Source organism: Nitrospira sp. Kam-Ns4a (assembly GCF_965152595.1).
Map to the genome: position 1 here is coordinate 584,517 of NZ_OZ224218.1, position 21,031 is coordinate 605,547.

The following is a 21,031-nucleotide window of genomic DNA, read 5'->3' on the forward strand; positions in this document are numbered from 1 at the left end:
CTCCCATCCTTCGTCGCTCTTTCGCTGTGCACCTGGTGAGAAACTCTGGCTACTCGCTCTTATCGATTCGCTATTCGCTGAGGAGGAAGAGAAGAGTGGATTACGACGTGAAAGACATCGCTCTGGCGGGCCAGGGCAAGTTGAAGATCGAATGGGCCGAGATGAGCATGCCCGTGCTCCGGCTGATCAGGAAGCGATTCAGGAAAGAGCGGCCCCTGGCCGGCATCCGCGTGACGGCCTGTCTGCACGTCACGACCGAGACGGCGAACCTGGTCAAGACGCTCCAGGCCGGGGGTGCCGAGGTGCGGCTCTGCGCCTCGAACCCGCTCAGCACGCAGGACGACGTCGCGGCCTCGCTCGTCCAGCATGACGGGATCGCCGTCTTCGCCATCAAGGGCGAGGACAATAAGACCTACTACCGGCACATCGAGCAGGCCATCGCCCACCAGCCGCAGGTCACGATGGACGACGGCGCGGACGTGGTCTCCACGCTGCACGCCAAGCGGAAGGACCTGCTCAAGCATGTGCTTGGCGGCACCGAGGAGACAACGACTGGGGTGATTCGGCTGCGGAGCATGGCGGCGCGCGGGGTGCTCAAGTTCCCGGTGATCTCCGTGAACGACGCGGACACCAAGCACCTGTTCGACAACCGCTACGGCACGGGCCAGTCCACGATGGACGGGATCATCCGCGGCACGAACCGGCTGGTCTGCGGCTCGACCGTGGTCGTGGCCGGCTACGGCTGGTGCGGGCGCGGGGTCGCCATGCGCGCGAAGGGGCTGGGGGCCGACGTGATCGTCACCGAGGTGGACCCGGTCAAGGCGATCGAAGCCGTGATGGACGGGTTCCGGGTGATGCCGATGGAGGAGGCAGCGCCGGTGGGCGACTTCTTCGTGACGGTGACCGGCAACCTGAAGGTGATCCGCCGGGACCACTTCGCGGCGATGAAGGACGGCGCGATCGTGTCGAACTCGGGCCACTTCAACGTGGAGCTGGACATCCCCGCGCTGGAGAAGCTCTCCCGGAAGCGGCGGACTATCCGGCCGGGCGTCGAGGAGTTCACGCTCAAGAACGGGAAGCGGATCTGCCTGCTCGGCGAGGGGCGGCTCGTGAACCTGGCGCTGGCAGAGGGGCATCCGTCGAGCGTGATGGACATGAGCTTTGCGAACCAGGCGCTGGCGGCGGAGTTCCTCGTCAAGAACTACAAGAAGCTGGAGAAGAAGGTCTATCCGGTGCCGCCGGCGATCGACAAGGAGATCGCGCGGCTGAAGCTCGCCGGCATGGGTGTGCGGATTGATAAGCTGACGAAAGAGCAGGAGCGGTACCTGGCCTCGTGGGAGATGGGGACGTGACGGAGGGCCGGGGCTGCCCTGCTCAGCAGCTCCGGCTCGACCGCGCTAAGCCTCGCCTCTGCTCGGCTGCGGAACTTGCTCCATTTCGAGCTCCGCTCGAATGCAGCTTCGAACAGTCCTCCGCCGCCGGCTTCGCCGGCCGCATCGGCTCGCTAAGTCGCGGTAAGATCCGGCCGCCTCACCGTCTCGGCGGCGCGCACAACCGTGGCGCTCTTTATTCATCGCGCCGTGCGCTCCTCGCCTTCGCTGATTGCGCGAGGCAAGCCCGGCCCTCCGTTTTTCCCTGTTGGCCGGTCGCCTCATCAGAATAATAGTAGAACGGCCAGCGGCACCCTTCCAGCCTGCTTAGCCTCTCATCCCGCCAGCGCCCGATCCTCGCGACCCCTCCCTCCCAGCCTCGCCAGGATCACACAGCACTCCCTCTCCCTCCGGGGAGAGGGTATGGATAGCCCGACCTTGACGTTTCTGCTGATTGGGATTGCATTGGTGGCAGGTTGGGGCTTGCTATACGTCCAGGAACGGAAGAGTAAGCACCGATGAGCCAGACCCAGCTTCGAAGCGAGTTTGATCGCGAAGAAGACGGCCGGTAGATTACTGAAGCGGCTGAGCCACCTGGCGTGCTGGCCTCTGGCGCAACCAAAGAGCAGGCTCTGGTTTTCACTTCACGCATTGGCGCTTCGAGTCTTGGCCAATCGCCTCGAACGCGGCGTAGCCATCCCGAGAAGATGCTCAACGTATCCTTCGCATGAGGCTGTAAAGACTCCCGCCCCCCTTTTCTCACTTTCCTAAGCTATAATTGAGTGCGGCAGGCTTGGCTCCGGCAGTTCCGAGCGAACGGCGACCCGGGGAAGGCAAGGCGATGTTGGTCACGGCGCGCCCGTCTGAGGCAGAGGCGATTCTCCGGGCGATGGGCTGGGTGGCTACGGCTGGTGGGAGGAAGCCCCTGACGGATGCCGGCCGCCGGTCGCTCCAGGCCGCCGCTCGCCATGTCTTCGGTGCGCCAGACGCAGTGGCGGGTAAGGAGCTGAAGCCGATTCCCGCTCAGGAATTGTCCGCCTCGCTGTCCGGGCGATCCCTGGCCGAAGCTGCCTTACGCTTCATGGCGGTCACGGCGCTCGTGGACGGCGTCCTCGATCAGGCCAAGATCGAGATCGTGCTGGACTATGCCGGCACGCTCGACATCCGTGAGGGCTATCTCAGGCAGCTCGAAGCCGCTATCGGTCACAAGCTGGATTGGGCTTTGGCTGATATGACCAAGCAGAACATCAGGAGCTTGTGGGATCAACCCTGGCGGGACGAAGATGACGTCATGGCGCTCATCCTGCCGTACCAGGGCGACCGGGTTGATCCGGCTCTGGTGGCTCGGCATGAGGCTCTGGGCTCGCTGCCGCAGCACTCGTTCGGCCGGGCTTATTGGGAGATCTACAAGAAGAACGGCTACGCGTTTCCGGGCGATCCGCGCGGCGTCAACGCGGCCTTCGCCCGGCCCCCACGACTCCACACACGTGCTCAGCGGCTACGACACGACGCCGCAGGGAGAGCTCCTCGTCTCCACGTTTACGGCTGGCATGCATCCCAAGCTCCCGATGGAAGGCCACATCCTGCCGGTGATCTTCAGTTGGTACCTGGGCATTGAGATCAACAAGTTCGCCGGGTCCGCCATCGGCGCGCTAGACCCGGAGAAGTTCTGGGTGGCGTGGACGCGAGGCTCTTCGGTCACGGTGGACCTGTTCTCGCCGGAATGGGACTTATGGGCCGTCGCGGAGGAGCCGATCGAGCGCGTCCGGGAGCGCTATCAGGTCCCGCCGCTCGCCCCACGGCATGCAGCCGGTCACCAACTGCACGCGTGAGGCGAAAGGAGGGTGTTCCATGACCGAGAGAGCGGAAGAAAAGGGATCGGGAGTCTTTCTTAATCAGAAGGGTAGCATCACGCCTGCGGGCGAGGAGCGGGATGAGGGTCTTTCAGCGGGGTCAAGGCCGAGACAGTGCCGTCGGCGTAGTGGATGCGGCGGATGCCGAACGGAGTGAGGCCGATCTGTTCGAGAAGCGCCCCGGAATTTGGCTGAATGGGCGCCCGAGTCCACCAGCCCTTCTAGCTCACGGGCGCGCTGCGGAGCGGCAGGATTACGGACCGTGCATTTCACGTGGAACCTCCTTCTTGGCCGGTCATCCTAGCCCCCGGGGCGTACCTCGTCAACACAGCCGCTCAAAGGCCTGCGCAGCGTGGTTGCCGACGGGCAGCGCCACGCGGAAGACACCACGCAGGGGGCCATCCGCATCGCCCACCCGAAAGTCGGCGGCAAGATAATCGGCAAGGCGAGCCGGATCGGCGGCGCCGGCCTATCGCGGGAATCCCACCCATGTGAATCCGGAGGACGCCCTGGTCGCCGCCCTGTCCAGTTGTCACATGCTGACGTTTCTGGCGGTGGCGGCCAAGCGGAAATTCGTCGTGGATCGTCACAGCGATCAGGCCATGGGCTTCCTGGAGAAGAACCAGCAGGGCAAGCTGGCCGTGACGCGCGTGATCCTGCACCCGAAGGTCGTGTTCGGCGGGCCGACCCAGCCCGCGCCGAGCAGCTCCAGAAGCTCCATGAGGAGGCGCACCACGGCTGCTTCATCGCGAACTCGGTGGCCACCGCGGTGACCGTCGAGCCGGCGTGAGGGCCGCCGCGCCGTGCCCGGATCGCCATGCGGTGTTGCTCCGAGGATCTCCGCACCGCCTTGACGCGCCACGGCTCGCGCGCGAGCCGTGAAGATTGGCCGCGCACCTCGCCCCGACGCCACACATCCAAGGCAGGGGGCCGCCCCCTGCCTCGCGCCGGGGGGGCGGCCCTTTCGGCGGCGCTTCACGCGCGGCCGAACCGAGGCCGGAGCCCCTCACTTGACCGGGAGCTTGACGCTGATGGCGCCTCCCAGGTCCCCTTCCTTGGCCCCTTCCTTCTTGTAGCCGGAGATGTCGGTCTCGCCCTTCGGCTCCCCATGACAACCCAGGCAACCCTTTCCGTAAAAGAGCGGAAGCAGGACCCGGACGGCTTTTCCGCCTTCCACGGTCTCGCTGAGAATCTTATCTCCCTGCCGGGGGTAGGAGGGATCGGCGAACTTCTTGAGTAGGCCGGCCTCGAACTCGTCGGCCTTGTTCTTGGGATTCCGCAAGAGGTTGTCCGTGGTGGTCTGCTTGAGGTAGATGCCCGTCTTGGCGCTGAACGCCGCCGCGGCCTGGGTGCCGAAGTGCGCCGGGGTGAAGCCCTTGAATCCCACCCCCTTCCGGTTGATGTTGGCCTGGTTGTCGGCGACGGTCTTCTTGGAGGCGGCGACCAACTCCGGCAGGAGCGTCTTCGCTGTCTCCGGCACCTTGGCCGCCTTCAGATTGGCCAGGTCCACGCCGGACCGGGCCTTGAATTTTTCGATCAACTGTTTCTCGAAGACCTCGGGCGTGAAGCCCTTGTCCCCCTTGCTGGCATCGTTGATCAGCGGCTGGTTGGCGCCGACCGTCACCCGGCCGGCATCCAGCAGGATGGCCAGCAAGCGGCCGGTTTCGACCAGGTCGGGGCTAGCCGCGGCGGGAGCCGGGGCAAGAGCGATTGCCAAGAGGAAAGTGCAGAAGGCGAGCAAGACGACGTTGGGCCAGCTCATGGCGAACCTCCCTGCAGTTTGAGGGTGACTGGAGCGGCATTTCCTTGTGGTCACCAGGAAGGCCGAGGATTAGTATAGGCGGGCCGAACCGCTTGCACCAGACAATTTTGTCGTAGGAATAGCTACCACTAAAGATCCAAAACTAAGTGCTGGAGCGGTGATTACTTGGGGGGCAGCCGGGTTTTGGCTTGACACCTGCCCCACCGCTTGCGGCATATTGCCATCGTTTGTACCCCTCGTCGAGCAGAGTCACCCCACGCGCAGGAGGGCGTACCCGTGGGCACGATGACGACCCACTGCTGTATCGTCGGCGGGGGCCCGGCCGGGATGATGCTGGGACTGCTCTTGGCTCGCGCCGGCATCGAGGCCGTGGTGATCGAGAAGCACGCGGACTTTCTCCGGGATTTCCGCGGCGACACGATCCACCCTTCCACGCTCGAGCTGATGCACGAACTTGGCCTGCTGGAGGAGTTCTTGAAGCTCCCGCATGAGAAGGCGCGCGTGCTCAAGGTCCAGATCGGCACCAGTCCATCCCCCTGGCAGACTTCCGCCACCTGCCGACGCAGTGCAAATTCATCGCGCTCATGCCGCAATGGGACTTCCTGAACTTTCTCGCGACGCAGGGGGCTCGCTATCCCACCTTCCGCCTCCGGCAGAACACCGAGGCGATCGGGTTGATCGAGGAGGAAGGGGGGTGGTCGGGGTTCGGGCAAGGACGGCGGACGGCCCGCTCGAGATCCGGGCGGACCTGGTCGTCGGCGCCGATGGCCGGCACTCGCTCGTCCGGGAGCAGGCCGGCTTCCACGTCCAGGAGCTCGGCGCGCCCATGGACGTGCTCTGGTTTCGCATCTCCCGGCAGCCCAGTGATCCCGAGGAGACCATGGGCCGGTTCGACGCCGGGCGGATTTTGATCATGATCAACCGGGGAACATACTGGCAGTTCGGGTACATCATCATGAAGGGCTCAGCCGAGGAGAACCGCAAGCAGGGAATCGAGGCATTCCGCCAGGCCGTGGCGACGCTCGCGCCCTTCGCCGCCGACCGCAGGAGCGAGATCCGTGGCTGGGACGACGTGAAGCTGCTCACCGTCCGCGTGGACCGGCTGGCCCGGTGGTACCGGCCCGGCCTGCTGTGCATCGGCGATGCTGCCCATGCGATGTCGCCGATCGGCGGCGTCGGGGTCAACCTCGCGGTCCAGGACGCGGTCGCCGCCGCCAACCTGCTCGCCGAACCGCTGCGCGCGGGACGCCTCACGACCGAGCACCTGCACCGGGTGCAGCGGCGCCGGCTGCTGCCCACCCGTATCGTGCAGGCCATGCAGGTGCTTATCCAACAGCGCGTCGTGGCGCAGGTCCTGAGCGGATCCGGCTCCCTGGAGCCCCCGCTGCTGCTCCGGCTGTTCAACCGCTTCCCCGTTCTGCGCCGCCTGCCCGCGCGGCTGATCGGCATCGGCGTCCGGCCCGAGCACATCGCGACGCCGGCCGTCTCCACCTAGCCCGCAGCCGTCCGCGGCGGCCCGGAGGCCAGACTTCTGTCTCCTCGGCACCGACCAGGGACCGTCGCCGTCCTTGCTGACCGCTCTTCTGCTACAATGGGCGCATCATGCCGACCGACACGTCCTCCCCACTCGATCCTCGGCTCGCCCGCACGTTGATCCTCGACGAGCTGTTCGACCTCTCCCTCTATCAAGCCCTGCGAGACGTCTCCCAAGGGGACGTGCAGGTCATGCTGGAGGAGCTGATCGAGATCGAGACCAAGCACCTGGCGTTCTGGCAGGAAGCCTTCAGCCTCAAGCTGAACGCGCTGGACCTTCCGCGCCGGATCAAGCTCTGGCTTCTCGTGACCCTCTGCCGGCTTGTCGGGGAGCCGGCCATCCACCTGGTGCTGCAGGCGATCGAGGTGTACGGGATCCGCAAGTACCTCTCGCTGTGGAAGCGCCATCAGGAGAGCCCTTTGGCGGCCGGGGTCAAGGCCATCCTGTTGGACGAGTTCAAGCACGAGGATCGGATCGTCACCCGGATCGAGCAGCGGAAGATCAACCCGGAGCGGATCCGGAACATCTTTCTCGGGCTCAACGATGGGCTGGTGGAGATCCTGGGCGCGGTCAGCGGGTTCTTCGGAGCCTTCGGGGACGCGACAACGGTCCTGATCGCGGCCGCGACGACCGCCGTGGCCGGCTCGCTGTCCATGGGCGCCGGGGCCTATGTGGCGATGGGCTCGGAGCGGGAGGTCAGGAAGGCGGAGGCGGACAAGCGCCAGTTCCTGGGAGAGGCCATGGACGGGGCGGACCCGATCGAGCGGCCGGTCGGCGCGGCCCTCGTCGTGGGGGCCAGTTATTTCGCGGGGGCGATGATTCCGGTGCTGCCGGTGCTCGTCGGGGCGACGAGCGCGCTGGCCTCGGCCCTGACCGCCGGCGCCGTGGTCGCGCTCGTCTCGACCGTCCTGGCCTTCCTGGCCGGGATGGACATCCGGCAGCGCATCCTAATCAACCTCGCCATTCTCGCCGGCGCCGTCGCCGTGACCTACGCGATCGGAACCATCGCGAGGAGCCTGTGGGGCATCCCGGTCTGACCGGGCCGCGGCGCCGGCTCAGGCGCCCAGCGCGGCCTTGACCGTGGCGCCGATTTCTGCCGGGTTCCGGACCACGCGGACGCCGGCCGCTTCCAGCACCGCCATCTTCTCCACGGCCGTGCCCTTCCCGCCCGTGATGATCGCGCCCGCGTGGCCCATGCGGCGCCCGGGCGGCGCCGTGATCCCGGCGATGAAGCCGACGACCGGCTTCCTGATGCGCTCCTTGATGAACGCCGCCGCGCGATCCTCGGCGTCGCCGCCGATCTCGCCGATCATGACGACCGCCTGCGTCTCGGGGTCCTGTTCGAACAGCTCCAGCAGCTCGATGTATCCCGTCCCGATGATCGGATCCCCGCCGATGCCGATGCAAGTCGTCTCGCCCAGCCCGAGCGTCGTGAGCTGGTTGACCGCCTCGTAGGTCAGCGTCCCGCTGCGGGAGATGACGCCCACCCGCCCCTTCTTGTGGATGAAGCCCGGCATGATGCCGATCTTGCACTCGTCCGCCGTGATGATGCCGGGGCAGTTCGGCCCGATCAGCCGCACATCGCGGCCCCGCAGCGCGCGCTTGACCCGGACCATGTCGTTGACCGGGATGCCCTCGGTGATGCAGACGATGAGTCGGATGCCGGCGTCGGCGGCCTCGAGGATCGCGTCGGCCGCGAAGGCCGGCGGGACGAAGATCAGCGAGGTGTCGCAACCGGTCTTGGCCACAGCGTCCCGCACCGTGTTGAAGACCGGGATGCCCTCGACCTCCTGCCCGGCCTTCCCCGGCGTCACGCCCGCGACCACCTGCGTGCCATAGGCCTTGCACTGGGCCGCGTGAAAGGACCCCTCCTTCCCCGTGATCCCCTGCACAACCACCCGCGTCGCCTTGTTCACTAAAATGCTCACGTCCGTCTCCCTTCGGCGTCACTCAGTGCTGAGCGTCTTCAGCCAGGATCTCCTGCTCGCCACGGCTTCGATAATGTTCGGCAACCGATGCAACAATCGCCTCGGCCGCCCTCACGGCCTGTTCCGCGGTCACTTTCCCGTAGAACTGATGAGGATATCCGCTTGGCAGCCCGTTCGGGTAACGGGACGGGACATAGTGGATGTCGAGCGCCCGCGCCTCTTCCACTAGACCGGCCACCGCCGGCACCTGCGTCCCGACCTCCCTCACCATCTCCAGCAGCGAATGAGTCAGGAGGGCGGCTCGCCTACTGCCGTGATAGTACAAAAGCGACTTGAGCGCCTTCTCGGCAGACTGTTGGGCCAGGAAACAGGCTGTATTGAAGAACCCGCCTTCAATGTTCCACGCCGCGGCCTTCAAATCGTAGTTGGCCTGCTGGAACCACCGCCTGGCTTCACCGACCCGTTGGCCCGGCATAAATCACGCGGCCTTCCTCGACGATCAACTCTGCGAAGGCGTTTCCCTCCCGCTGCATCGACGTGAACTCTTCCGGTGTATACACCAAAACATCCACGGCGCCAAGCTCGATCGGCAGCAGCTTGACGACTTCCCGCAGTCGTTCCAGAAAGGGCGTGGCAGTCCGCTTGATCACCACCACGTCGAGATCGCTCAGCTCGTCCGCCTCTCCCCGCGCCGTGGAGCCGAACAGGTACACCCGCTCCGGTTGATAGCGTTTGAGCGCCTCGACCAGCGCCTCGATCCTCGCCTCTGTCCTGGGATTGGACATCCCCTCCCCGTTCCCTCTCCATCACCCGTTGCAAGGCGAGGGCTCTTTGGCACAGCGGGCGGGCCGGGCCTGCCGTCTCGGATTGCTCTTGGGGAGCCGGCCGCCCCTCGTCAGCCGAGGCTCCAAAGCTACGCCGTCGCCGCCGCCCGCGCCCGTTTTCTCCCCGTCATCGCCACGATCTTCTGGGCCGCCTCCCACAGATCGTCGGCCACGTCCACCTTCAGGCCCGATTCCTTCAGCAGCTTTCGCCCTTCCTCGGCGTTCGTGCCTTGCAGCCGCACGACCAGCGGCACCTCGATGTTCACTTCCTTCGCCGCCTCGATCACGCCGTGCGCGATCCGCTCGCAGCGGACGATCCCGCCGAAGATGTTGATGAAGATCCCCTTTACGTTCCGGTCCTTAAGCAGGATCCGGAAGCCCGCCGCCACCGTCTCCTTCGTCGCGCCGCCGCCCACATCCAGGAAGTTGGCCGGCTCGCTCCCGGCGAGCTTAATCACGTCCATCGTCGCCATCGCCAGCCCAGCTCCGTTCACCATGCAGCCGATGTTGCCGTCCAGCTTGACGTAGTTCAGGTTGTTCTTCCCGGCCTCGATCTCCAGCGGCTCCTCCTCGTGCAGGTCGCGGAGGGCCTGCACGTCGGGATGCTTGAACAGCCCGTTGTCGTCGAAGGAAACCTTCCCGTCGAGCGCCACGAGCTTCTTGTCCGTGGTGATCACCAGCGGGTTGATCTCCACGAGCGACGCGTTCTTTTCCATGAACAGGCGGTAGAGATTTCCGAGCATAGCGACGAAGGGGGTCAGTACGGCGGGCTCGATGGCGGGCAGGCCCAACCCGAAGGCCAGGTTGCGCCCGTTGTAGCCCTGGTAGCCGACCGCCGGATCAATGGCCTCCTTGAGGACCTTCTCCGGGGTCCGGGCCGCAACCTCCTCGATCTCCATCCCGCCCTCCGTGCTGGCGATGAACACGGGCCAGCCGGAATGGCGGTCTATCAGGAGGCTGAGGTACAGCTCCTTGGCGATCCCGACCCCCTCCTCGATCAGGACGCAGCGGACCTTCCGCCCCTTCGGGCCAGTCTGGTGCGTCACCAGCGTCTTGCCCAGCAGCTCCTTAGCTAGCGCGGGGACTTCCCCCCGGTTCTTAGTGAGCTTGACCCCGCCTGCCTTGCCGCGCCCGCCGGCGTGGATCTGCGCCTTGACGACGTACACCGGCGCGTTCAGTTTGGCCGCCCACTTCTCGGCCGCCAGGGCGGTCTTGACCTCCTTGCCCGTCGGCACCGGCACACCGAACTGCGCGAACAACTGCTTGGCCTGGAATTCGTGGATATTCATGGGGTACCTTTCGAGCAAGTAGCGAATAGCTGATAGCGAGCAGCTTCCGGAACCCTTTTTCTTGCCGGCTATGTGCTGCTCGCCCTTGGCTGCTGGCTAGTCCTTTTTCGCGTAGGCCGGAAGCACCATCGGGGAGACGACCTCGGTCGTGACGCCGTGTTTCCGGGCCTCTTCCCGGAATCGGGCGAGGTGGTCGAGGGTCAGCTTGCCCTGCGGGATGGAGGCGGCCCGCGCCGCCGCGGTGAGCCCTGCGCGCTTGCCGAAGACCATCAGATCCAGGAGCGAATTCCCCATCAGTCGGTTGCGGCCGTGCAGCCCGCCGGACGTCTCCCCGGCCGCGAAGAGATTCCGGACACCCGACTCGCCGTTCACGTCAATCTGGACGCCGCCGTTCTGATAGTGCAGGGTCGGATAGACCAGCACTGGATCCTTGGCGATGTCAATGCCGTATCGCTTGTACTGGCGGACCATGGCCGGAAAGTGCTTCTCGAGCGTCCCGGGTCCGTGCTCGACCTCAAGCAACGGGGTATCGAGCCAGACCCCGATCCGGCCCGACATGGTCCGGATACCACGCCCCTCCTCGCATTCGCGGATGATCGAGGAGGACACCACGTCGCGCGTATCCAGCTCGTTGACGAACCGCTCCCCCCGCGCGTTCACCAGGTGCCCGCCCTCCGATCGGATCCCTTCGGTAACCAGCGCGCCGACGAGCTGTTCGGGATAGGCGGCGCCAGTGGGGTGGTACTGGAAGGTGTCCACCTGGACGAGCTTCGCACCTATCCGGTAGGCCATAGCGAGCCCGTCGCCCGTGGCCCCGTAGTGGTTGCTCGTCGGGAAGCCCTGGATGTGCAGCCGCCCGATCCCGCCGGTCGCCAGGATGACGGCCTTCGCGGCCACCACGATGAAGCGCTTGTTGTCGAGGTCGCGGAGGACCGCGCCCGTGCAGGCCCCGTGGCCGTCGCTCAGCAGTTCCACCGCCGCCGCAAACTCGAGAAGCTGGATCTTCTGGTTCAGCACCTCGTCCTTGAGCACCCGCATGATCTCGAGGCCGGTGTAGTCGGAGCAGGTGAGCAGCCGGGGCTTGGTGCTGCCGCCACCCTTCTTCACGTGCAGGTTGCCGTCCGGATCGCGATCGAAGAGGACCCCCAGCTCCAACAGCCATTTGGCGACGGACGGGCCTTCCTCGACCATGACCTTCAGGAGGTGATGGTCGTTCTTCATGTGCCCGCCCTTGAGCGTATCCAGGAAGTGCTGGATCGGCGAATCCTCGCTCGTGATCGCGACCTGCATGCCGCCCTGGGCCATGATGGTATTGGAGTCGCCGAGCCGGAGCTTAGTCGCCAGCAGGACCTTCGCGCCGGATTGGTGCGCGTGCAGGGCAGCGGCGCAGCCGGCCCCCCCTCCACCGACAACCAGGACGTCCACGGTGTACTGGGGCGTCAGGTCGAGGTCCGTGGGCACAGGGCTTTCGCCCTCGAGCAGCGCGGCCAGCTCGCGCACGGTCAGCTCGTCCTTGTTGGGACCGAACCGGATGCGGCGGTAGGCGGACTCACGGAAATCCGGATGGTACTTCTTGATGAGCGTGTCCCGTTCGGCGGGCGAGTATTTGGGGATGGTTTGGCTGCGCCGCTGGTCTCGGGTCTTGTGGACGATCTTTTGGAGTTCGTGGATGTCCATTCACTTCAGCTCCGCGCAGGCCTGCTTCAGCTCCTCTTCGCTCATGTTCAGGATCTTCTTCCACTCCTCGTCGTACCGGCCCTCCTCGATCTCCTTGATCCGCACGTTCAAGCGTTCTGGCTTCGGCGTGAAGAAGACGCCCTGCACCCGGCTGGCGTAAAGCGCCACGAGGTTGGGCGCGATGTCCGCGATGCAGACCGGCGCGCAGAGGCCGCACATGACACAGTCCATGAACATCTCGGAGACGGCCTTGAAGTCCCCGAACACGGCGCGCCAGACTCCCTCCCGGACGTCAATTCCCTGGGGACAGGCCTCCGTGCAGGCGTTGCAGTTCCGGCAGAGGGGAGCTTCGGGGTAGAGCGTGAAGAGGTCCTGCTTCGGGTCCTTCAGCTCCGCCATGTGATAGGTCGCCTTGCGCGCTGGGAACGGCGGGACCATCGAGAAGGACATCCCGTCCTCGACGGCGGTCTGGCAGGCCAGGCACGTCTTGACCTTCGGATCGTCCTTCGTCCGGTAGTAGGTAGCGCAGGCCCCGCAGAAGCCGCCTAAGCAGCCGGCCCCGCGGACCACCTCGTGCCCCGTGTACCAGAGGGCCTTGATCACGGTGATGCCCTCCGGCACGTGATAGGTCTTGCCGGCGATCTCCACCGAGACCATGCGGGGGCGGAGAACCTCCTCCTGGTCAATAACGTCCTGCAGATTGTTAGACTCGCTGGCCATGCTGCTCATGGGCTAGCGGCAAGGGGCGAGGGGCTAGAGGTCCAGGGCCGTTCTCTCCCCCCAGCCTCTAGCCTCGTGCTTCTCGCCTACCAGCTCGCTCTTACATGTTCTTGATGATCTCCGTGCCGTACTCCGAGCACTTGATCTCTTTGACGTCGGTCCGGCCCTCCTCCCGCATAAGCCGGGCAAAGTCGTAGGTGACCGTCCCGTTGGCGATGGCCTTCGACATACCCTTCTCGATCAGCCGGGCTGCCTCGCCCCAGCCCATGTACTCGAACATCATGACGCCCGAGAGCAGCACCGCACCGGGGTTCACCTTGTCCTGACCCGCGTACTTCGGCGCCGTCCCGTGGGTGGCCTCGAAGCAGGCATGCCCGGTGACGTAGTTGATGTTGGCACCCGGCGCGATGCCGAGGCCGCCGACCTGCGCCGCCAGCGCGTCGGAGATGTAGTCGCCGTTCAGGTTCATCGTGGCGATCACATCGTACTCCGCCGGCCGCGTCAGGATCTGTTGCAGGAAGTTGTCCGCGATCGCGTCCTTGATCAGGAGCTTCCCGGGAGGCGGATTCCCGCCGCAGTCGTCCCAGGACACGGTCTTATCCGGGAACTCCTTCTTGGCCAGCTCGTACCCCCACTTCCGGAAGGCGCCCTCGGTGAACTTCATGATGTTGCCCTTGTGAACCAGGGTCACGCTCTTCCGATTGTGGGCCAGCGCCCAGTTGATCGCCGCCCGCACGAGCCGGTGGGTCCCCTCCTCGCTGATGGGTTTCACGCCGATGCCGGAGGTCTCGGGAAACCGGATCTTCTTGACGCCCATTTCCTTCTGGAGCCACTCGATGACCTTCTTGACCTCCGGGGTCCCCTTCTCCCACTCGATCCCCGCGTAGATGTCCTCCGAGTTCTCGCGGAAGATCACCATGTCCACGAGTTGCGGCTTCTTGACCGGCGCGGGGACGCCCGGGTACCACTTGACCGGCCGCTGGCAGACATACAGGTCCAAGATCTGCCGCAACGCCACGTTGATGCTCCGGAACCCGCCCCCGACCGGAGTCGTGAGCGGTCCCTTGATGCCGATCAGATATTCCTTGAACGCGTTGACCGTGTCGTCGTGCAGCCAGGTGTTCTCGCCGTAGACCTTGTTGCACTTCTCGCCGGCGTAGACCTCGAACCACTCGATCCGGCGCTTCCCCCCGTAGGCCTTTTCGACGGCGGCGTCGAAGACACGCACCGAGGCGGCCCAGATGTCCGGGCCGGTCCCGTCGCCTTCGATGAAGAGGACGATCGGATTGTCCGGCACGCGGAGCTTGCCGTCCGGTCCCATCGTGATCTTCTGCCCCTTGGTCGGCGGTGTCAACTTGACGTAGCCCATTCCTCACCTCGCTGGTTGAAAGGAAGTCTGTGGTGGCCTGAGCCCGCTGTCCAATGCCAAGGTCCCCCACAGACGACCTCCCGCACCGGACCCCGAACCGTCTTGTCTGTCTTCTTACCTAACTCAGGGCATTCAACGCCGATCCGGCCTTGAACCACCCGATCTGCTGCTCGGTCATGCTGTGATTCGCCTGGATCCGGACCTCCCGGCCATCCGGCTTGTGGAGAATCACCGTCACGGGCTTGCCGGGCGCCAGGTCCTTGAGTCCCACGACGCTGACCCGGTCCTGTTGCTCGACCTGGTCGTAATCCTTCGGGTCCGCGAAGGTCAACACCAGGATGCCCTGCTTCTTGAGGTTCGTCTCGTGGATGCGGGCGAAGCTGCGGACCAGCACGACCTTGACGCCCAGGTACCGCGGCGACATGGCCGCGTGCTCCCGGCTGCTGCCCTCTCCATAGTTCTCATCGCCGACCACGACCGAGCCGATCCCCTGGGCCTTGTAGCGCCGCGCGATCTGCGCGATCGTGAGCCCGGACTCGCCGGTCAGCACATCGGTGCCCTTGCCCAGCTCAGGAAAGAACGCGTTGGTCGCACCCAGGAACATGTTGTCGCTGATCTTGTCGAGGTGCCCACGATACTTGAGCCAGGGCCCGGCCGGCGAGATGTGGTCGGTCGTCGTCTTGCCCTTGGTCTTGATCAGGAGCGGCAACTTGACGAAGTCCTGCCCGTCCCAACGCGGAAAGGGCTGCAGGAGCTGCAGCCGCTCGCTGTCCGGGGGGATCTCGACCTGGATCGCGTCCCCGTTCTCCGCCGGCGGCACGTAGCCCTCCTCGCCCTTCGCAAAGCCCCGCGCCGGCAGCTCCTCGCCCTCCGGCGGCTGGAACTTGATCTCCCGCCCGTCCGCCCCCTTGAGCGTGCCGTGGACCGGGTCGAAGGTCAGGTCGCCGGCAAAGGCGTAGGCCGTCACGATCTCCGGGCTGGCGAGGAACGACAACGTTTCGTTGATCCCGTCGTTCCGGCCGGGGAAGTTCCGGTTGAAGGAGCTGACGATCGAGTCGGCGCGCCCCTTCACCGCGTCCGCCCGCTTCCACTGGCCGATGCAGGGACCGCAGGCGTTGGCGAGCACGGTCGCGCCCATCTGCTCGAAGGTCTCCATGAAGCCGTCCCGCTTCATCGTGTGGTAGATCCGCTCGGAGCCTGGCGTCACCAGGAACGCGGTCCTGGCCTTGAGGCCGGCTTGGAGGCCCTGCTTCGCGACGTGCGCCGCCCGGCTGATGTCCTCATAGGAGGAGTTCGTGCAGCTCCCGATCAGCGCCGCCTTCAGCTCGACCGGATAGCCCTTTTCCTTGGCCTCCGCCGCCATCTTTGAGATCGGGCGGGCCAGGTCCGGGGTGTGCGGCCCGACGACGTGTGGCTCCAGCGCCGAGAGATCGATCTCGACGAGCTGGTCGAAGTACTTCTCTGGGGCCTGGTAGACTTCCGGGTCGGCGACCAGCAGCTCGTGGTGGGCCTCCGCCAGCGCGGCGAGCTCCTCCCGGTCGGTCAGCCGCAGGTAGGCCGCCATCTTGGCGTCGAACGGGAAGATGGAGGTGGTGGCGCCCAACTCGGCGCCCATGTTGGTGATCGTCCCCTTGCCGGTGCAACTGATCGTTTCGGCACCGGGGCCGAAGTATTCGAGAATCTTGTTCGTCCCGCCCTTCACGGTGAGGAGGCCGCAGATATACAGGATCACGTCCTTCGGCGAGGCCCAGCCGCTCAGCTTGCCTGTGAGCCGGACACCGATCAGCTTGGGGTGGAGCACCTCCCAGGCCAGCCCGGCCATGACCTCGCCCGCATCCGCCCCGCCGACGCCGATCGCCAGCATCCCCAGCCCGCCCGCGTTCGGCGTGTGCGAGTCGGTCCCGATCATGAGCCCGCCGGGGAACGCATAGTTCTCCAGCACCACCTGGTGAATAATTCCGGCCCCCGGCTTCCAGAACCCGATCCCGTACTTCTTCGCCGCGGACGCCAGAAAGTTGTAGACCTCCCGGTTCTCGTCCATCGCGCGCAGGAGGTCCTTCTGCGAGCCGACCTCGGCCCGGATGAGATGGTCGCAGTGGATCGTGCTGGGGACCGCCACCTGCTTCCTCCCGGCCTGCATGAACTGGAGCATGGCCATCTGGGCCGTGGCGTCCTGCATGGCGACGCGGTCCGGCCGCAGCGCGAGCATGGCCTTGCCTCGCTCCCAGTGCTGGGCGTCGAAGTTATCTGCGTGCGCGACCAGGATCTTCTCGGTCAACGTCAGCGGGCGGCCGAACCGCTTGCGCGCCTTCGCGACCGCCTCGGGCATCCTTGCGTAGAGGTTCTTGACGAATTCGAGCGACATGGCTTCTCCCTCGGCTTACAGCCAGCAGCTCGTAGCGAGTCGCTGCGAGCTATCGGCGGCTGGCTGCCAGCTCTCTTTCAGTTCAGCGGCGGGACCTCCCGCCGTTTCGGCGCGGCATAGTTGACCAAGTAATCGAAGAGCCGGATCAGGCGGCTCTCCTGTCGCTTCTGGTCCACCCAGTGCCCGATCAACCCGATCGTCCGCGCCAGGATGAAGAACCCGTTCAAGCTGTCCACCGGGAACCCGATATCCACGAGCACCGCGGCCATCGTCCCGTCCACGTTTAGGATCAGGTTTTCCTTCTTCGCCGAGGTGACCTTCTCGACCTCGAGCGCGAAGTCCAGGTGCGGGGTCGGGATGCCCAGGCTCTTCACGTACCCGACCAGCTCCTTGACCCGCTTGTCCGGATTCCGGACGCTCTTGACTCGGTGGCCGATGCCGGGGACGGGCCCGACCTCCTTCTTCATGAAGGCCAGGAATTCATCGACCGACATCTTGTTGTCCACCGCGTACTTGAACCAGCGGCCCGCGTCCGTGACCGCCCCGCCGAACCGGGGCCCGATCATGATCAGCCCCGCCGCCACCGCCTGGGCCAGGCCGATGCCGGCGCAGGCCGCGAGAATCGTGGCGAGCGCCCCGCTCACGCAGGGCCCGTGGTCGGCCGAGAGCATGATGATCCGCCGGATGATCTCGGCCTCCTGCCGGGAGATCAGCCGCTTGTCCCAGAGCAGCCCGATGACATGCGGGATGTCGTAGCCCTTGTTGATCAGCTCGGAGGCGGGATAGCCGTCGTAGAGCGGCTCGTCGCCGCGGTCGTCGCTGATCGTGGTCTTGATCAGCGGCGTGACGACGACCTCGCCGGCCTTCATGCCTTCCTCGACGGTCTTCGGGAGCTTGGGGAGATCCTCGGACCGCAGTTCGGGGACCGGCACGACCTGGCCGGTCTTCACCAGCTCCTCGTACACCGCCTTGATCGCCGGGCCGAGGGCGCCGAAGGTTTCCGGCACGATCGCGCCCGCCTTCTTGAGCGCCTCCGACTTGGCGCGCGCCGAGCCCTCGCCCTTCGCGCCTTCCTTGGCGCCGGCGTGGCCGAACTTCATCCCCTTCGGCAGGCTCTCCTGGCAGAAGCCGGACACGACCGCCAGCAGCTTGATCCGCCGCTTCTTCGCCCCATACCACTCGGCCGCCCGCTCCTCGAGATCACCGCCCATCTCACCGACGATCACCACGGCCTTGGTCTGCGGATCCTGCTCGAACTTCTCCAGGTAGCTGACGTAATCCGTGCCGGGATAGGCGTCGCCACCGATCCCGATCGCAGTCGTAATGCCGTCGGCGAACTGAGAGCAGATCCAGATGATCTCGTTGGAGAGGCCGCCTGACTTGGTGATGACGCCGAAGGAGCCTTCCCGGTAGAGCTTGCAGGCGACGAGGTTATCGAAGGCGCCGCCGATCACGCCCAGGCGGCAGGACCCGGCGGAGATGATGCCGATCGAGGAGGGACCGTTGAAGATCTTCCCAAGCTTGCGCGCGTGGTGGCCGAGGAGCTTCGCGTCTTTCTCCGGCACACCCTCCGTGATCATGGAGACGAGCTGGATCCGTGGATCGTTGAGCGCTTCCATCCCGGCCTGGAAGGCCCGGTCCGCCCCGATATAGACGAGGCTCGTGTTGATCTGCGGATGGTTCGCCGTCGCCTCCGCGACCGTCTTATAGACCGGCACTGTAATCAGCCCGCTCCCGTAGGGGACCTCGTTCATCTTCCCCGCCTCCGGAGGATAGACGAAGGCGTCCACGTTCAACGGCCGCTTGATCATGTAACAGAACTCCGCCATCCGGCGCGCGGCGTTCAGCCCGGCCGCCCCGCCCTGGATGACCACCCGCGTGTCCTTATTCGCCACGATGCTCATGGGATTCTCCAGCTAACAGCGAGCAGCTTACAGCAAAGCAAGATTCCGGTTCTTCTTGCTGGCTATTCGATAGTCGCAATCGGCTATTTGCTCTGTTGCAGCGCCATGTCCACGATGTCGGTGAGCGGGGTGTGGCGGTCGAAGACGTGGATATCGAATCCCTCGTCCCGGAGCGCCCGCATGGCATCCAGCCCCTCCTTCTCGCGGGGTCCGCCGCGGCGGACCCAGATCTTGACGCCGTTGAGCTTGCCCTCGGCCTTGGCCTTCCGGAAGCCCGCGATGATGCCGCCGAAGGTCTTCTTGACATCGGTGAAGTTGGCGATGGCGCCGCCCACGATGATGTTCTTGATGCCGGGTAGCGAGCAAACCTTCTCGGTCAGGACTTCCACAGCCCAGTCAGGCGGATCACCAGAGTACTCCGCGTAGTTGGCGAGTTTCCCACCCCGGGCCACGACCGCGTCGCAATAGTAGACACTGGCGCCCCCGCCCGCCGGCAGCATCGCCGTGTCGCCCCCGGGAATCTCGATGAACTTCACCGAGCCCTTGATCTTGGCATCCACCGCCATCACGTCCAGCTCGTTCTGGGTGTAGGCACGGCCGAACTCGGCGGCGAAGGGGAAGGTCCAGTCGGGATGGCGGAACTTGGCGTCCGCGTCGAGGAGGGTCACCGCATCCAGGGCGACGAGCTCGCCGTCGCCCTCGCGGACGACCACCGGGTTGACTTCCAGATATTGCGCGTCTTCGTTGTCGAAACAGGAGAAGAGCTTCTTGGCGAACGCCGCGACCTGCCCGGCGAGCGGACCGGCGAACCCGGCCTCCTGCGCCAGCTTCTCTAGCGCCGTCTCCTCGGGCGTGCGCCCGATCTCCACGGTCAGCCGCTTCACCCGGTCCCAGTTGGACTCCACCTCGATCCCACCGCAGTTGGCCAGCAGGACCTCTGCGCCCTCCCGGGTGGACTTGACCGCAGCGTAATACTCCTCCTTGTGCGGCACCATCTCGGAGACGATCACCTGGGAAACAGTAATGCTGCCCACCTGGCGACCCAGCATCTCCTTGGCCGCAGCCACCGCGCCGGGCAGGTCCAGGCCGACCTTGACCAATCCCAGCTTGAACCGGGACCCCAGCGCTTCGTGCGCCTTGACGACCAGCTTGGATTGCTTCAACCACTCGTTCGCCTCCCCGAGCTTCGCCAACTCCTCGGCCGAGGCCACCACCGCGAAGTGAGGCACCGCGATCCCCCACTTCTTCATCAACCCCATGCCGGGGCCTTCTAATACTTTCGCCATGATGCGCCGCTCCTTGCCGGGTAAGAAATCCTCGTCGGAGAGCCGCCTAGCCTAGCGGAATTCCCTGCCCATCTCAATCCGCCGAAGGGCCCACTCGGGGCGAACAAAAGCCCTACCTGGCCGGTGCCGGTCCTGGGCGCAGGGGGCTGAATTTCTTGGATGGACGGGTGGTTAAGTCTAAGGACTCCGGTGAGGCCCGGTCAAGGCCAAAGTGCGCTTGCCACCCCCGAGCCACCGGCGGGGGCCTGTGGTGGGATGCGCAGCGCCGCGCCCCGGCCAGGAAGCCGGCCCTGACCCGCGCCACGTTCCTTCCCCTACGGACTACCCCCGCTGGCAGGCCGGGCAATAGAACGAGCTGCGCTCGCCCCGCAACCGCCGGATCACCTTGCCGCATCCGGACACGCAGGGTGCGCCAGCCCGGTTGTAGGCGAGGTGTCGCTCCTGATACCGCCCACGGGTCCCGTCCGGAGCCAGGAAATCCCGGACGCTGGAACCGCCGGCCGCAATCGCCTCGGTCAGCACCGTGCGCATGGCCTCATAGAGTCGCCGAACGCTCGCCTCGCGCAAGCGGCTGGCGGTACGGTACGGATGGAGGCGGGCCCGGTAGAGGATCTCGTTCGCGTAGATGTTGCCGATCCCGGCGAGGACCTGCTGATGCATGAGCAACGGCTTGAGGCGGCCGCGCCGGGCCCGCACGAGGGCGCGAAAGGCCTCCCAGCTCGTGTCCAGCGGATCCGCCCCGAACCGACGCGCGAGAAACCGATCGAGCCCGGGCTGATCGAGCAGATAGATCCGGCCGAACCGGCGCGGATTCCAGTACCGGAGTTCCGGCTCTCGTCCGCCCTCGAGCGACAGGATGAGGTGGGTATGCTTGTGATAGTGCGGCGACGGCGGCCGGAAGAAGAAGAGCCCGGTCATCCCCAGCTCGGCGACCAGGTAGCGGGTCTCATCCGTGCGAGCCAGGGCGAGCACCACGCTCTTGCCGCGGCGATGCACCCCTGTGATCCGAGCCCCTCGATACCAGTCCAGGGTCTCGAGGCCCTGCCGCACGATGTCGGGCCGGCCGACCCACCAGTCCTTGAGCACGGCGCCGACGATGGCGCCCCGGAGCTGGCGGGCGACGATCTCGGCTTCCGGCAACTCAGGCATA

At 65.7% G+C, this 21,031-nt stretch carries 17 protein-coding genes and 1 pseudogene; 6 read left to right on the forward strand and 12 right to left on the reverse strand.

From position 1 onward, the window contains the following. Positions 1-95 precede the first annotated feature (95 nt). The 4 genes from ahcY (at position 96) to ACWHYQ_RS02950 (ending at position 3,996) form a co-directional block, all read left to right on the forward strand. The gene (gene ahcY / locus ACWHYQ_RS02935; protein WP_447974260.1) at positions 96-1,352 is read left to right on the forward strand and encodes an adenosylhomocysteinase; all 1,257 of its coding nucleotides are present in this window, start codon (positions 96-98) and stop codon (positions 1,350-1,352) included. 1,009 nt (positions 1,353-2,361) lie between these two features. Beyond that, a complete protein-coding gene (locus ACWHYQ_RS02940) occupies positions 2,362-2,988 on the forward strand; it encodes a hypothetical protein (RefSeq protein ID WP_447974261.1) in 627 nt (208 codons plus the stop codon). After that, positions 2,939-3,202 (forward strand): hypothetical protein, encoded by a 264-nt coding sequence (locus ACWHYQ_RS02945; protein ID WP_447974262.1) that lies wholly within the window; start codon positions 2,939-2,941, stop codon positions 3,200-3,202. The genes ACWHYQ_RS02940 and ACWHYQ_RS02945 overlap by 50 nt, the downstream gene beginning before the upstream one ends. Before the next feature lie 512 nt (positions 3,203-3,714). Continuing rightward, positions 3,715-3,996, forward strand: coding sequence for an OsmC family protein (locus tag ACWHYQ_RS02950; RefSeq protein WP_447974263.1), 282 nt, complete (start codon positions 3,715-3,717; stop codon positions 3,994-3,996). A gap of 233 nt (positions 3,997-4,229) precedes the next feature. On the opposite strand, the gene ACWHYQ_RS02955 is transcribed toward ACWHYQ_RS02950, so the two are convergent. Beyond that, on the reverse strand, positions 4,230-4,985 hold the full coding sequence (locus ACWHYQ_RS02955) for a Tll0287-like domain-containing protein (RefSeq protein WP_447974264.1): 756 nt from the start codon (positions 4,983-4,985) through the stop codon (positions 4,230-4,232). 285 nt (positions 4,986-5,270) lie between these two features. Here ACWHYQ_RS02955 and ACWHYQ_RS02960 point away from each other — a divergent pair. Both ACWHYQ_RS02960 and ACWHYQ_RS02965 read left to right on the forward strand, forming a co-directional pair. Beyond that, positions 5,271-6,480, forward strand: a pseudogene (locus ACWHYQ_RS02960) (FAD-dependent oxidoreductase). Positions 6,481-6,587: 107 nt separating this feature from the next. Next, positions 6,588-7,556, forward strand: coding sequence for a VIT1/CCC1 transporter family protein (locus ACWHYQ_RS02965; RefSeq protein ID WP_447974265.1), 969 nt, complete (start codon positions 6,588-6,590; stop codon positions 7,554-7,556). An 18-nt stretch (positions 7,557-7,574) separates the two neighbouring features. On the opposite strand, the gene sucD is transcribed toward ACWHYQ_RS02965, so the two are convergent. The 11 genes from sucD to mutM form a co-directional block, all read right to left on the reverse strand. Continuing rightward, on the reverse strand, positions 7,575-8,447 hold the full coding sequence (sucD, locus tag ACWHYQ_RS02970; RefSeq protein WP_447974266.1) for a succinate--CoA ligase subunit alpha: 873 nt from the start codon (positions 8,445-8,447) through the stop codon (positions 7,575-7,577). A 22-nt stretch (positions 8,448-8,469) separates the two neighbouring features. Then, the gene (locus tag ACWHYQ_RS02975; protein WP_447974267.1) at positions 8,470-8,922 is read right to left on the reverse strand and encodes a HEPN domain-containing protein; all 453 of its coding nucleotides are present in this window, start codon (positions 8,920-8,922) and stop codon (positions 8,470-8,472) included. Then, entirely contained in the window at positions 8,900-9,232 is a 333-nt protein-coding gene (locus ACWHYQ_RS02980; RefSeq protein WP_447974268.1) for a nucleotidyltransferase domain-containing protein, read from the reverse strand. The genes ACWHYQ_RS02975 and ACWHYQ_RS02980 overlap by 23 nt, the downstream gene beginning before the upstream one ends. A 128-nt stretch (positions 9,233-9,360) precedes the next feature. After that, positions 9,361-10,560, reverse strand: coding sequence for an ADP-forming succinate--CoA ligase subunit beta (gene sucC, locus ACWHYQ_RS02985; protein WP_447974269.1), 1,200 nt, complete (start codon positions 10,558-10,560; stop codon positions 9,361-9,363). A gap of 96 nt (positions 10,561-10,656) precedes the next feature. Further along, positions 10,657-12,237: an FAD-binding protein gene (locus ACWHYQ_RS02990; RefSeq protein ID WP_447974270.1), complete on the reverse strand. Its 1,581-nt coding sequence runs from the start codon at positions 12,235-12,237 to the stop codon at positions 10,657-10,659. Then, complete coding sequence (locus ACWHYQ_RS02995; RefSeq protein WP_447974271.1) at positions 12,238-12,957, reverse strand: 4Fe-4S dicluster domain-containing protein; 720 nt, start codon at positions 12,955-12,957, stop codon at positions 12,238-12,240. A 100-nt stretch (positions 12,958-13,057) separates the two neighbouring features. Beyond that, entirely contained in the window at positions 13,058-14,326 is a 1,269-nt protein-coding gene (gene icd / locus ACWHYQ_RS03000) for an NADP-dependent isocitrate dehydrogenase (RefSeq protein WP_447974272.1), read from the reverse strand. A gap of 118 nt (positions 14,327-14,444) precedes the next feature. Next, the gene (locus tag ACWHYQ_RS03005; RefSeq protein ID WP_447974273.1) at positions 14,445-16,691 is read right to left on the reverse strand and encodes an aconitate hydratase; all 2,247 of its coding nucleotides are present in this window, start codon (positions 16,689-16,691) and stop codon (positions 14,445-14,447) included. Positions 16,692-16,768: 77 nt separating this feature from the next. Next, positions 16,769-18,595: a citrate/2-methylcitrate synthase gene (locus ACWHYQ_RS03010; RefSeq protein WP_447974274.1), complete on the reverse strand. Its 1,827-nt coding sequence runs from the start codon at positions 18,593-18,595 to the stop codon at positions 16,769-16,771. A gap of 83 nt (positions 18,596-18,678) precedes the next feature. Continuing rightward, a complete protein-coding gene (locus ACWHYQ_RS03015; protein ID WP_447974275.1) occupies positions 18,679-19,881 on the reverse strand; it encodes an ATP citrate lyase citrate-binding domain-containing protein in 1,203 nt (400 codons plus the stop codon). A gap of 321 nt (positions 19,882-20,202) precedes the next feature. After that, positions 20,203-21,030: a bifunctional DNA-formamidopyrimidine glycosylase/DNA-(apurinic or apyrimidinic site) lyase gene (mutM, locus tag ACWHYQ_RS03020; RefSeq protein ID WP_447974276.1), complete on the reverse strand. Its 828-nt coding sequence runs from the start codon at positions 21,028-21,030 to the stop codon at positions 20,203-20,205. Position 21,031 lies beyond the last annotated feature (1 nt).

Excerpts from the sequence above, each read along its gene's own strand:
- ACWHYQ_RS02975 (WP_447974267.1), bottom strand. The coding sequence starts at position 8,922 with ATGCCGGGCCAACGGGTCGGTGAAGCCAGGCGGTGGTTCCAGCAGGCC.
- ACWHYQ_RS02995 (WP_447974271.1), bottom strand. The coding sequence starts at position 12,957 with ATGGCCAGCGAGTCTAACAATCTGCAGGACGTTATTGACCAGGAGGAG.
- ACWHYQ_RS02990 (WP_447974270.1), bottom strand. The coding sequence starts at position 12,237 with ATGGACATCCACGAACTCCAAAAGATCGTCCACAAGACCCGAGACCAG.
- mutM (WP_447974276.1), bottom strand. The coding sequence starts at position 21,030 with ATGCCTGAGTTGCCGGAAGCCGAGATCGTCGCCCGCCAGCTCCGGGGC.
- ACWHYQ_RS02945 (WP_447974262.1), top strand. The coding sequence starts at position 2,939 with ATGGAAGGCCACATCCTGCCGGTGATCTTCAGTTGGTACCTGGGCATT.
- ACWHYQ_RS03010 (WP_447974274.1), bottom strand. The coding sequence starts at position 18,595 with ATGAGCATCGTGGCGAATAAGGACACGCGGGTGGTCATCCAGGGCGGG.
- ACWHYQ_RS02955 (WP_447974264.1), bottom strand. The coding sequence starts at position 4,985 with ATGAGCTGGCCCAACGTCGTCTTGCTCGCCTTCTGCACTTTCCTCTTG.
- ACWHYQ_RS03015 (WP_447974275.1), bottom strand. The coding sequence starts at position 19,881 with ATGGCGAAAGTATTAGAAGGCCCCGGCATGGGGTTGATGAAGAAGTGG.
- ACWHYQ_RS02980 (WP_447974268.1), bottom strand. The coding sequence starts at position 9,232 with ATGTCCAATCCCAGGACAGAGGCGAGGATCGAGGCGCTGGTCGAGGCG.
- sucC (WP_447974269.1), bottom strand. The coding sequence starts at position 10,560 with ATGAATATCCACGAATTCCAGGCCAAGCAGTTGTTCGCGCAGTTCGGT.
- ACWHYQ_RS02965 (WP_447974265.1), top strand. The coding sequence starts at position 6,588 with ATGCCGACCGACACGTCCTCCCCACTCGATCCTCGGCTCGCCCGCACG.
- icd (WP_447974272.1), bottom strand. The coding sequence starts at position 14,326 with ATGGGCTACGTCAAGTTGACACCGCCGACCAAGGGGCAGAAGATCACG.
- ACWHYQ_RS03005 (WP_447974273.1), bottom strand. The coding sequence starts at position 16,691 with ATGTCGCTCGAATTCGTCAAGAACCTCTACGCAAGGATGCCCGAGGCG.